Raw genomic sequence first — 12,033 nt, 5'->3', positions numbered from 1 at the left:
CTGTATGTATAAATTTAAGACGCCATGTCATTTTATACGATTAAAGACAGCCGTTTCTGAACACCAAATACAGATAAACTGCTGGTCAAATCCATAGTGGAGTGATTTCGGACATATAAGCTGCCAATCTGAGGATCGAGGGGAACGAGGAGCCGCTATTTCGGTGATTATGCCTTATGCAGGGCGGGTACGCGGAACGTGGGGGCGCTATTTTGGCGTTTTACCGGTTTTTACACCTCGAAAGCAGGAAATAGAGGCTCCTCGTTCCGCGAAAACGTAAAATACGTCGTTTTGAGTAAAATAAGGCATCTACGTTCCGCTTTAATTATTTGACTTGTGGTAAACCATGTGACGTGCTCTGGTATTGAAGGGTATAGTGAATAGTTTGGTGCGAGGGCAGGTAGATAGAAATTTGTTCAAGTACAGAAGAACAGTTGGGTAAATCCATAAAAACAAAACTCTGTGAGAGAGTCGGACATATAGGCTGCTAGTCTGAGGATCAGGGGAACGAGGAGCCGCTATTTCGGTGGTTATGCCGATACGGGGCATGTACGCGGAACGTGGGAGCGCTATTTTGCCATTTTACCGGTTTTTACACCTCGAAAGCGGGAAATAGAGGCTCCTCGTTCCGCGAAAACGTAAAATACGTCGTTTTGAGCAAAATAAAGCTTCTACGTTCCGCTAAACTGGTGACGCCAGGTACGGGTTGAGTTTAGATGCAGATACGAGGAACGAGGAGCCGCTATTTCGGTGGTTATGCCGATACGGGGCATGTACGCGGAACGTGGGGGCGCTATTTTGGCGTTTTACCGGTTTTTACACCTCGAAAGCGGGAAATAGAGGCTCCTCGTTCCGCGAAAACGTAAAATACGTCGTTTCGAGTAAAATAAAGCTTCTACGTTCCGCTAAACTGGTGACGCCAGGGTTGAGTTTGGGATGCAGATAGAAGACTATTGATGCGGCTTATCGGTGATAGGATTTGAGTTGTGCTCCATTATCGGAGCGAATAGTATACAGCTGAATGCGAGGGAAGGTAGATAGTCAAAAATATGTTCATTGTGGGTGAACACTTATTGTTTGGCTACTTGGCGAAGGAGCGGCTATGGTGGAGAAGCGACACGAAATAGACGGTTGAGTGCTCCAAAAAAAACAAAAAACTGCCCCAATCACAGGGCAGTTTCATATCGACTTGCTATTACTGTTTCTTACCAAGAAAAAGCACGCCTTTTTTATTGTTGTAACGGTCCGTCGCTTCTTTAATGATCTCGTTACCGCCTTTGGTTTTATACTCTTCAATGACCTTTGGCCAGTCGGAAATCGGTTCCTTGCCGTAAATCATTTTAATCATATGATCCATAATAATCTTCGGCGCAGCATCTGAACCTGGTGAAGCGGCATCCGGGTACTTGGCATCAGCCTCCAGATTAGGAGAAAAGCCTATACCCGATAAACCTTCTTTCGCTAGGATATTATCAAATGCATTCAGAATGTAAGGTCCATTAGGATCCGTCTGCATTTTCAGACGGTTAACGGTACTTTCATGGGAGGAATGCAGCGTACCACGGTGATCCTGCTCCTCTTGTTCTTCTTTGTTGGTCGGTTCCTTATACTTCACTTTACCGTCAACGACCGTATACGTATCGCCTTCGATTCCGAAAGTAAAGAACTTGAATGCTTCCTCTGACGTCATCCAGTCGAAATATTTAACGATTTCTGCGGCCGTTTCAGGCTTCACGTTCTTGTTGATGTAATGAGCGCCAATCACGGGCTGGTACATCAGATAACCGCCTTTGCCATCCGGTCCCTTCGGCGAAGTGATAATATCAATCTTGGCATCTTTCACTGCATTCGGAATGTTCGTCCGGAAATCATTCAAGCTGACTAAGTTGGAGGACCAGATACCAACATCGCCGGAGCGGATATTTTTCAACCAATCGGTGGAAGTTGTCGTCGCGAACTCTTTGGCCATCAAACCTTCATCAAACATGGTCTTGATCACGTTAAGCGCTTTTGTCATATTTTCCACATCAAAAAACTTCGGAACAACTTGACCATTTACAACCTCAAATTGTTCTTTATAAGGCAGCACATCAAATGCACCCAGAACAGTGTCGGCATATTTCAAGTTCTCACGAGCCCCATATGGATATTTAACGCCCATTGCCTTAAACTTTCGGAGTACATTCAGGAATTCATCGATTGTTTTAGGTGGCTGTAAACCTGCCTTTTCAAGTAGATCGGTACGTATATACGTAGCACGTCTGGAAGGATTCTCTAACCAATTGGGAATACCATAAATCTCCCCATTATAGGATACGGCGTCCCACGCTTCCTTTGGTACTGTTTTCATTAAATTAGGGGCATTCTGTTTCAGCAAGTCATCCAGTGGCAAGAACATCCCAGCTTCTACGGAACCTGACATCGCTTTATCTGTTGCTGTGCCCAAGCTGCCTACCACATCTGGAATGTCATTGCTCGCGAACAAAACACCCATCTTGCTTACTTCCGTTACTCTAAGCGTAAGATCGGTATTCGTCAGCTCTTCCAATTTCTTTACCCATTTGTCATTGTTAATGTCAACACGTGTGTGGTATCCAGTGTTCGTCGTTGTCGGATATGAAATAGAAAACTTGGTCGGTGCCTTTTTTGCCGCTGTTGTGACTGATGACGGTGTTGCTTGTTCCTGATCGGTTTTTCCCGTTGAACAGCCTGCTAAAGTACCGACTGACAATACAGCGACGAGCGCGACACTTGTAACTTTTTTCAAAAGAACCCCTTCTTTCCAAATGAAAATATCAGGATTTCACTGAACCTACCATCATCCCTTGGATAAAGTGCTTTTGCAGGAACGGATATACACAAAGAATGGGGATCGTAGCCACGACAATGACCGCCATCTTAATCCCTTCCGGTGATAATAATAGCATTAATTCCGAAGAAACGTCCGATTGCCCCATTTGATCTGTAAATACAATTTCTCTTAGCCGCACTTGCAGCGGAATCCAATTGCGATGATCGATATAAAACACAGCCTCGGCATAACGGTTCCAATGACCCACCGCATACATGATGCCCATCGTAGCCATTGCAGGTTTAGATAGAGGCAGTACAATATTCCACAATATCCGAAACTCGCCGCACCCGTCAATTCTTGCCGAATCCAGCAGCTCCGTAGGTAAGTTTAGGAAGAACGAGCGCATAACGAATAAATTAAATGCGCTAATCGCCATTGGAAGCATTAAAGCCCAAAGCGTATTAAGAAGCCCTAACTGTTTCACCAACAAATAGTTCGGAATTAACGGTGCGCTGAAAATAAGGGTAAACAGCACCATCACCAGAATGGATTTACGGAACAAATATTCAGGTCTAGATAAAGGATAAGCTAGCGTGGTAGTCATAAATAGGTTGATCAAGGTTCCAAAAACCGTAATAATGACACTATTTCGAAACCCAAGCCATATCGTCGGGTCCTGTAAAATAAGTTTATAGCTTCCCAATGTGAAGCCAACTGGCCACAACGATACTTTCCCCGCATTAATGGCAGCGTTATTACTTAATGACTGTGCAATAATGTGAATAAGGGGAAGCACCATGCTCAATCCGAGGATACCTAACAAAATGATATTGAATAAATTAAAAATTTTATGGCCTCTTGTCATAATCATAGCGATTCACCTCCGGTCTCCTTCCATATCAGTACAAACCTTCCCCAGTCATCTTTTTACTAAACGTATTACTGATCATGATCAACATAAGACCCACAACCGACTTGAACAACCCGATGGCGGTTGTGTAGCTATATTGCCGATCAACAAGCCCTGCCCGGTACACAAACGTATCGATAATCTCCCCATTCTCGTTGTTAAGCGGGTTAAGAAATACAAAGACGCGTTCGAAACCGAAATCGAGAAAATTACCAATTTGCAGCAGGAATAGAATAACAATCGTTGGTAAAATACTCGGAATCGTGATGGAAAACACTTGACGAATTCGACTGGCTCCATCAATTTGTGCAGCTTCATACAGATCGGGATTGATGCCAGCAATCGCGGCCAAATAGATGATGGTGCCCCAACCGCTATCCTTCCACACCCCAGAACTGATTAGAATAGTCCGAATATACGTATTTTCCCCTAAGAAATATATAGGCTCGACACCAAATAAGGACAGCAAATGATTGACGATTCCCGTGGATGGCGATAATACCCCTACAACAACTCCGCCTACGATAACCCATGACAGGAAATGCGGCATATAGACCACGGTTTGAACAATCCGCTTATACATCATCACTCGCACTTCATTGATGAGAAGAGCCAGAATGATCGGAACCGGGAAAGCGAAGCACATATCGTAAATACCGATTAATATCGTATTTTTGAGAATCTGAAGGAAATCTGTATACTCAAACATTCGTTGAAAATTTTCTAAACCTACCCATTTACTTCCTTTAATTCCTTTGAAAATGTTGTAGTTTTGAAACGCGATAACGGAACCGAACAACGGGATATATTTAAAAAGTAAGAAATAAATAATTCCCGGTAATGAGATCACATAGATCGGCCAATGTTTTCGTATAAAAGCCCATTTCTGACTCTGCGATGTGAAATCGTAAACTATTCGATCGGATGGCTGAATTTTACTGGCCATGTTGTCCTCCCCTTCTTGCATGCTGCATCAATTTGTCTTCTTCATCTTACTAGGGTTGTCCGGAGGTAGCGATGGTGAAACTTATAGAGCTTTGTGTTTTTTTACGATTGGTAAAACAGAATCAACGAGCGACTCCATAGCGCTTTGCTGCACTTCCGTACAGCCAATTCTCCGCTACAAACAAGGCCGTGTCATGATCAATCCAGCCTGCCTCGATTTGACCCCACAGGAAATCGCTCACAATCCGTTTGACGAGCAAAATCTTGCCGTAGCTCCACTCCATACAGCGGGCATCGGATACAATGAGCGAGCTTTTGATCGCCGGAAGCGCTTCTAACCGGTACTGCATACTATCTCGGTATGTACTTGCACGAAAGTTAAACCACCAATGTCCACCCACATGAACATTCGGAAAATTCCATGCCGCTTGCACAATATCCAGATTGTTAAGTTCCGAGGCCACCACAAGCTCGAAGGTACAGGCATAAGCTTCAAACAAAGCAGATAGCTTCAAGATACGGGCCGGGTCATTGACCGGGGTGGCTGTTCCACACCAGGAACGTTCCACGCCGAGAAACAACTGAATGAGAAGTCCCCTTTGCTCAGCAGCGGCACCTAATTCGTGCAGAAGCATCATTAATATCTCATCCTTCGTGCTGCCTTGTCCGATCACAACCTTACGATTCGCTCTGGCTTCATAGCTTGGCAAAGTCGTCATGATGCCCACGTAACCGGCTTCCTTGTATGTGTCCAATAGCTGAGTCAGCTTCTCGCGCACTTGAGCGAATGCTGCAGCCGGGTCATGCGACAGCTCAACTTCTTTGACCCACCCGCCTAATTTCCCGTCGATTCGCGGGATCAGTATGGCGTTCTCTCGCATGCCTTGGAACTCCGCATGCTCGGGCATATTCACGACGAATCTGCTAACGTTCATACGATCCGCTACTTCTTGCGCCCATGTGACGCTTTGCGCAGTCTGTTTGACAGCAGCGTCAGCTTCCAATACTGAGGCAGCGTCGCTGATAACAATGCCATATAGATTTTTGATTATTTGCGTCAACACCACATTCATCATCGTGTTTCTTGATCCATGGTAAGCTTCCAAGAAGGCAGCGATTCGTATATCCTCCGGAAGCTCCATAGCATTCGCTGGATAGCCCGCAGCCTGCAGCTCACGAAACAACCAGAAATAATGCGCAATCTCCCAGAAGTCGCTGGCACAAAGACGATCCCCCACAAGGTGGGTGTGAGTATCCAAAACAGGCAGCTGCATGATACGTTCCTCAAACGTTTCCTTACCGTGGTTCATCTCCATATTCATTCCTTTTCCTCCTCCTATAACAACTATGTCCTGATGGTACAATGGTTGGTCTATCTGTTCCATGGGATAACTTCCGCTGGGTTGTGATTTTTTATGATGGCTTCCGGTCAAAGGATAAAAAAACCTGGCCGATGACCAGGTTTTTGTCTAAAGCCTTACGCTTGAGCATGGGGAACGTTCTTCTCTTTGCTATCACTCGCTCGGATAGATACCAATCCGCCATCTTCTCATCTGTAAAGATGAAATTTATCGTTAGAGACACGATTTCACTTCCCCTCGCGACTGTAACGATGAAAAATATCTTTACAACTTTGTGTACTGGCTGTATGTTGTTGCACGCTTTGCAACAATATGAATATGAATTGGCTACATCCATTTCAAAAAAATAAACCGCCCTAAGGAGGTTTCCTTTAGGCGGTTTGTCTTGAGGCTATTTGACTTCGCAGTCAATCATGACGTGAATGGTATCTCCTTTATGTTCATTCCTCAATTGGAATGCCCGGGCGACTTCCGCGAGTGGAACGACGTGAGTAATCATTTCCTCGGTGTTAACTAAGCCGTCAAGGACCAGCCGCAGCCCTTCATCGAAGTAACGTCGGTTGTCGATGTCCCGCTTAGGTTCCGTAGAAAGGATATCCAACCGTTTTTTATGAACCTTGAAGAAATCAACCGGCTTGTGACAGGTACCGATGCAGCCATACATTACAATACGTCCGTTCTGCGCTGCTGCGTTAATAGCGTCTACCATCCCCGCTCCTTCCAAAAGACAAGGAATGACCACGTCAAAGCCATCCGGGAAGTCTGCTCCCACGATATCCATAGTATCCGCATGTTCATGAGGGATTTTATAAGTATGCGTGGCGCCATATTTGCGTGCTAGCGCCAGTTTCTCGTCAAACAAATCCGTTACGACCAAATTTCTCGGGCTAAACATATTTATAACTTGGGTCATCACTAAACCGCTGACGCCTTGCCCAGTGATCAGCACGTTCTTATTAGGGGAAATATCCCCGAGTTCTGCCGCATGGATGATGCCCGGAAGCACTTCAATCAGCGAACCCTCGATTAAAGGCAGGTCTTTGGGCAAAACCTTGAGGGAAAAAGGGGTGCAGCATACATATTCGGCAAACGCGCCCCAAACATACCGCAAAGCTACATGATCGCCTTCCTTGACGCCAATTACATTAGGGCCGACCTTATCAATAACCCCTGCAACTTCATGTCCCAGCCTGGTAGGGTACGAAATAAATTCAGGCTCGCGCGCACCACGGAACACCTCAACGTCACTTCCACAAATACCTACCCACTTGACCTTGACGCGTACTTCGCCTTCCTTGGGTTCCGGAATCAAAGCTCGTCTGACGCTAATCTCTCCGATGGCGTCCATAACCGCACACATCTGCGTACCGGGACCATCATATTCTACCAATTCCATAGGAGGAACGGACATTTTTCTAACCATCTGCGTATTTCTCCTTCCGATATAAAAGGACTCTGCGACCTGTTAGGCCATAACTTCCCACATTTTCTCGTTTACTTCATACGTCGTCTTCTCTTCCCGCAGGCTTCTGATGATGTCTTCGACCACTTCCTCCATCAACGCAAGGTGGCCTTGTACGGAGGCTCCGGCAATATGAGGAGAAAGAAGTACATTCGGCAGAGACCGAATAGGATGATCCGCAGCAAGAGGCTCCTTCTCAAACACATCAAGTGCGGCAAAGAATCGTCCGCTTTGAAGCCCTTCCATAAAGGCCTGCTCATCCACCACAGGGCCTCTGGAAGAGTTAATGAAGACCGCACCATCCGGAATAAGTGCCAACAATTCACGGGTTAGCATTCTTTCCGTAGTGGGAAGCTTTGGAGCGTGCACCGAAATGATGGGGCAGCCCATTACTTCCTCTAGTGTAGCCCTCCTAGCATTCAACCGGGCTGCCGCTTCTTCCGTCAAATAGGGATCATAAATGAGAACATTGACTTGAAACGGCACAAGCAGCTTGATAAAAGCGCGAGCCGTAGAACTAGCTGAAATGATGCCGATCGTGCTGCCAGTAAGTTCCCTTCCCTTCAAACCAGCAATCTTCCATTTCCCTTCCCGCATCGTGGAATCGAAAGCAGGCAAATACCGTAGAGATGCAAGCAGTGCTGCCAAGCAATATTCCCCTACACTTTGCGCGATCCTTGGAGCTGCAGAGAATACTTTAACTCCTCGAGAGAAAATCTGCTTCGGAACAAGGTTCTTCACAGTTCCGGCCGCATGGCCAATGGCTCTAAGCTTGACGGCCTTCTCTAGCATTTCGTCTGTCAGGCTGGGGGATCCCCAACTGGAAATAATCACTTCCGCATCCGCAACCAGCGCTGAAAGCTCATCCTGTGTATAGTCGCGTCCTGTCTCATTCCACACCGGCTCGAAATGTTCATTTATTCTCACACGGCACGCCTCCGAACATACTTCGTCCAAACGAGATTGCGGTGAAAGCACCAAGGTTTTTAACTTCATTGTAAAAGTCCTCCTTCGTTTTCCCTCAAGGATTAGAGCTGCACAACCTGACCAGTCCGCATCGATTCAAAGCAACCGTCGATGACCTTCATCACCTGGATGATTTCCCGGCCTGAAGCCAGAGGTTGACGCCCCTCTCGTATGGCGTCGGTAAATTCCTCAAGCTGCCATGTGAAATTAGAGAAAGTGGCTTCACAGGTTTCCAGCTTCTCTCCATTCAAACTAAGCTCATATTCATCTTTCAGATGCAGCAAACCGTTCGATCCGATTAAATATCGATCGTAAATACTGTTCTGCGTAGACCATATACGCTTTCCTGTAAGACCAACTTCATCCGTCGGGCGGCAGCCTGCATTGAACGACATCCACACATTCGCCATCCGGCCTTCGCCAAAATTCATGGAAATGGCGACTTCATCCTCCCCGGTCCAATTCGGGTTGTTGGAATGTCCCTGAGCATAGACCGACAGAGGGGCTCTACCGTAAGCCCATAGCATATAGTCAAGAATGTGGCTTCCCCAAAGTGGAATAATAAATCCGCCGATTTTCGATTCGTCCTTCCACCAATCTGCTGCCGGCTTATCCATATGCGCCAGAAGCATTGCGTTGATATTAATTAAATCGCCGATAGCTTTCTCTCTCACCTGACGGATCGATTCCATCACTGGTTTATAAAAACGGCGGCTTTGCCCGATCATTAAGGTAACGTTATTTGCTTCCGCAGCCTCTGCCATCTCCTCTGCTTCCTGCACATTCATCGCCATTGGCTTTTCAACCAGCACATGCTTGCCGGCACGAAGCGCCTTAATCGAATATTCCGCGTGAATATCATGCGGCAGAAGCAGCAGGAAAGCGTCGATATCCGGATCATTGACCGCGTCATCATAGGCAGTATAGGTTTTGACGCCTTCCCACTTTTCAGCTTCCTGCCGCAGTTTACCTTCATCGCGAGATATAAGGGCAACCAATTCAATTTGTTCAGCCAGCTCCCGTACTGCCGGAAGATGAGACTTCGATACGCGTCCCAATCCGACAACAGCCAATCGCAATTTTTGCAGCATGGACTCTCGCTCCTTTTCTCTACTTATTTACCGTTTTTTCTGTCTTGAAATGCCTGGTTGAACTCGTCGATCATCTTCATGTAATTGGCGTCCGCTTTGAACGACTTAACCATAGCATCCCATGATTCGATCGGTTCTTTACCCATGATCACTTTAACTTTCATATCGTCCATCTTCTTCTTATAATCCGGCCCCATTTTCAGATCGACGTCAGACAACAGACCGATCGATACATCGGATACGCCGTAATTTGAACGATCGTCAACGATTTTCTTGTTACGCTCGAAGGTTGCTTTCGGCATACCTACGCGGTAAGCCCACAGGTACGGATCAAATCTTTCGAAGATTTTACCGAATGAGCTTTGCGATACACTGTCTTTGACTGCTTGCTCTGTAGCCGTTTTGAAGCCGTCTACCACCTTGAAGTGGATATCCTTAAGGCCGTAGCAGGCCAATTCAAAGCCTTCCTCGGACGCGCCGTAATCCATCAAAGCCAGGATTTTCTTCATTTTGGCTTCAGGGACTTTTTTCGGGATCACGTATAGCCCGGCAAATCCGGAGCCCGTATGAACCATTTTACCAGTTGGGCTTTCAAGATAAGTCATAGCAACAAAATCGGCTTTCGGATCAAGCTTTTGTGCACCTTCCGTAGAACGGAAAACACCTTCTGTGGTATCCATTTGGACACCAACTTTGCCCGCTTTCGCCATGTTTTCAAAATCGGTGGTTTTCATAGCAATGAAGTCTTCAGGCAATATTTTATCCTTGTACATTTTGTTTAGATAAATAAGTCCGTCTTTTGTTCCCTGTTCCAGATCGGTGTCAACCAGCTTGCCGCCTGCTTCTTTCCATTTACCGTTACTTTTGTTGAAAATATCGATAACTTTTTCCCAGTTCTTACCGTTATAACCATATGTGTCAGCTTTGCCGTTCTTGTCGGGGTCTTTATCAACGAATGCTTTTAATGCTGTATAGAACTCATCCATTGTATGCGGCATCTTCAGCCCTACGTTATCCAGCCAATCTTGGCGGATATTAAAGAAACTGCTTCCATGAAGCGGACGTACCGACGGCAGAATATATTGTTTGCCATTCACTTTGACACTGTCCATAATTTCTTTCGGATAAGCCGACAAGTTTTTATAATCCTTCAAATAAGGCGTCAAATCCCAAAAAGCACCTTGTTTAATCATGTTGATCGCCTGCGTTTGTTTCATATCCTTGATCTTCATCAGATCAGGAAGTTCACCCGAAGCCAGCATAACATTCTGCTTTTCTTCCCATGCGTTTGGAGATGCCCAGGTGATATTCAGCTTGGTATTCGTGCGCCTCTCGAATTCCTTCGTAACCGGGTTATCAGCTGCCGGTGGCTCCGGTGTGCTAAACTCCGTGAAAATGCTGATTTCCGTTGGTTTACCGCCGTCAGCAGCACCAGCAGTACCAGCTGTTCCTGTTGTTGAAACTGGGGCTGCGCCGCCGGAACAAGCCGACAAGACCGATGCTACCATCATGAATGCTAGAGATACAGGCACCGCTTTACATGTAATGACCCTTCCTTTTTCTTTCATATTAACCCTCCTCATTCATTTTAAAAAGATTATCCTTTCACCGAACCCAGCATGACACCTTTGGCAAAATGCTTTTGCAGGAACGGATAAATACACAGGATTGGAAGCGTCGCAATGACGACTGCAGCCATTTTTAAAGTTTCGGTAGGGATATTTTGTTCTGCCATCATCTCCGCTGCAGCTGATCCCCCCGCTTGAGTTGATGAGTCGATCAACATATTGCGCAGTACAAGCTGAAGCGGCCACTTGGCGTGATCATTGATGTATAACACGGCACTAAAGAATGTGTTCCAGTAAGCCACTGCGTAAAATAATCCGAATGCGGCAAGTGCGGGAAGCGAAAGTGGAAGGACGATCCGGAAGAAAACGCCGATATCGGTTGATCCGTCGATGATAGCGGATTCCTCCAACTCAACCGGAATGCTGTCGAAGAAGCTTTTCATCAGGATGACGTACCATCCGCTGGTCAGCACCGGTAAAATCAATGACCAGATGCTGTTAATCAATCCCAAATCGCGAACCAACAAGTAAGGCGGGATCAATCCCGGACTGAACAAAAGTGTGATAAGAATCAATAGCATAATTAGTCTTCTACCCTGCAACCGCTTACGGGATAAACCATATGCGAGAGCAGCTGTTATCACCAGGCTGAGTGCGGTTCCGACAGTAGCTAGAAAACCACTGATCATCGTTGCGCTTTGAAAAGCCGACGTAGACAACAAATATTTGTAAGAATCCAATGTCCATTTTTCTGGAAATAAGATATATCCTTGCTTCTGGATGTACTCCGCCGGATCCGTAAAAGAAACGACAAACACATAATAAAGCGGGAAAAGCGTAATGATCGCTATAATGCCAAGCACAATGATATTCACAGTATCAAAAATGCGGTCGCCTATGCTTCGTTTCATTATTCTCACCCCGTTTCCGATATTT

General features: G+C 46.0%; 10 protein-coding genes. All 10 read right to left on the bottom strand.

The window, feature by feature from the left end; translation table 11 throughout:
- Positions 1–1,195: 1,195 nt before the first annotated feature.
- Positions 1,196–2,767, bottom strand: coding sequence for an extracellular solute-binding protein (locus tag AC58UU_RS10735; protein ID WP_497315394.1), 1,572 nt, complete (start codon positions 2,765–2,767; stop codon positions 1,196–1,198).
- 28 nt (positions 2,768–2,795) lie between these two features.
- Positions 2,796–3,665 (bottom strand): carbohydrate ABC transporter permease, encoded by an 870-nt coding sequence (locus AC58UU_RS10730; RefSeq protein ID WP_171691946.1) that lies wholly within the window; start codon positions 3,663–3,665, stop codon positions 2,796–2,798.
- Positions 3,666–3,693: 28 nt separating this feature from the next.
- Positions 3,694–4,650, bottom strand: coding sequence for an ABC transporter permease (locus AC58UU_RS10725; protein ID WP_497315392.1), 957 nt, complete (start codon positions 4,648–4,650; stop codon positions 3,694–3,696).
- A gap of 121 nt (positions 4,651–4,771) precedes the next feature.
- Positions 4,772–5,971 carry a glucuronate isomerase gene (locus tag AC58UU_RS10720; RefSeq protein ID WP_497315390.1) on the bottom strand — a complete coding sequence of 400 codons (1,200 nt, stop codon included), beginning with the start codon at positions 5,969–5,971 and terminating at the stop codon, positions 4,772–4,774.
- 91 nt (positions 5,972–6,062) lie between these two features.
- Positions 6,063–6,233 carry a hypothetical protein gene (locus tag AC58UU_RS10715; protein WP_497315389.1) on the bottom strand — a complete coding sequence of 57 codons (171 nt, stop codon included), beginning with the start codon at positions 6,231–6,233 and terminating at the stop codon, positions 6,063–6,065.
- A gap of 168 nt (positions 6,234–6,401) precedes the next feature.
- On the bottom strand, positions 6,402–7,421 hold the full coding sequence (locus AC58UU_RS10710; RefSeq protein WP_497315387.1) for a zinc-dependent alcohol dehydrogenase: 1,020 nt from the start codon (positions 7,419–7,421) through the stop codon (positions 6,402–6,404).
- Positions 7,422–7,475: 54 nt separating this feature from the next.
- Positions 7,476–8,468, bottom strand: coding sequence for a hydroxyacid dehydrogenase (locus tag AC58UU_RS10705; protein ID WP_497315385.1), 993 nt, complete (start codon positions 8,466–8,468; stop codon positions 7,476–7,478).
- Between the two features lie 32 nt (positions 8,469–8,500).
- Positions 8,501–9,529, bottom strand: a complete 1,029-nt coding sequence (locus AC58UU_RS10700) for a Gfo/Idh/MocA family protein (RefSeq protein ID WP_497315383.1) — start codon at positions 9,527–9,529, stop codon at positions 8,501–8,503.
- A 23-nt stretch (positions 9,530–9,552) separates the two neighbouring features.
- Complete coding sequence (locus tag AC58UU_RS10695; RefSeq protein WP_497315381.1) at positions 9,553–11,097, bottom strand: type 2 periplasmic-binding domain-containing protein; 1,545 nt, start codon at positions 11,095–11,097, stop codon at positions 9,553–9,555.
- Between the two features lie 29 nt (positions 11,098–11,126).
- Entirely contained in the window at positions 11,127–12,008 is an 882-nt protein-coding gene (locus tag AC58UU_RS10690) for a carbohydrate ABC transporter permease (protein ID WP_497315380.1), read from the bottom strand.
- Positions 12,009–12,033 lie beyond the last annotated feature (25 nt).

It is taken from the genome of Paenibacillus sp. JT22N1, from assembly GCF_059692155.1.
Note: the sequence above shows the minus strand (reverse complement) of the source record. Positions and strands in the feature narration are given on the sequence as shown.

Bases quoted from the DNA above. Each gene is read 5' to 3' on its own strand.
- AC58UU_RS10710 (WP_497315387.1), bottom strand. From the start codon at position 7,421: ATGTCCGTTCCTCCTATGGAATTGGTAGAATATGATGGTCCCGGTACG.
- AC58UU_RS10725 (WP_497315392.1), bottom strand. From the start codon at position 4,650: ATGGCCAGTAAAATTCAGCCATCCGATCGAATAGTTTACGATTTCACA.
- AC58UU_RS10720 (WP_497315390.1), bottom strand. From the start codon at position 5,971: ATGAATATGGAGATGAACCACGGTAAGGAAACGTTTGAGGAACGTATC.
- AC58UU_RS10700 (WP_497315383.1), bottom strand. From the start codon at position 9,529: ATGCTGCAAAAATTGCGATTGGCTGTTGTCGGATTGGGACGCGTATCG.
- AC58UU_RS10690 (WP_497315380.1), bottom strand. From the start codon at position 12,008: ATGAAACGAAGCATAGGCGACCGCATTTTTGATACTGTGAATATCATT.
- AC58UU_RS10705 (WP_497315385.1), bottom strand. From the start codon at position 8,468: ATGAAGTTAAAAACCTTGGTGCTTTCACCGCAATCTCGTTTGGACGAA.
- AC58UU_RS10730 (WP_171691946.1), bottom strand. From the start codon at position 3,665: ATGATTATGACAAGAGGCCATAAAATTTTTAATTTATTCAATATCATT.
- AC58UU_RS10695 (WP_497315381.1), bottom strand. From the start codon at position 11,097: ATGAAAGAAAAAGGAAGGGTCATTACATGTAAAGCGGTGCCTGTATCT.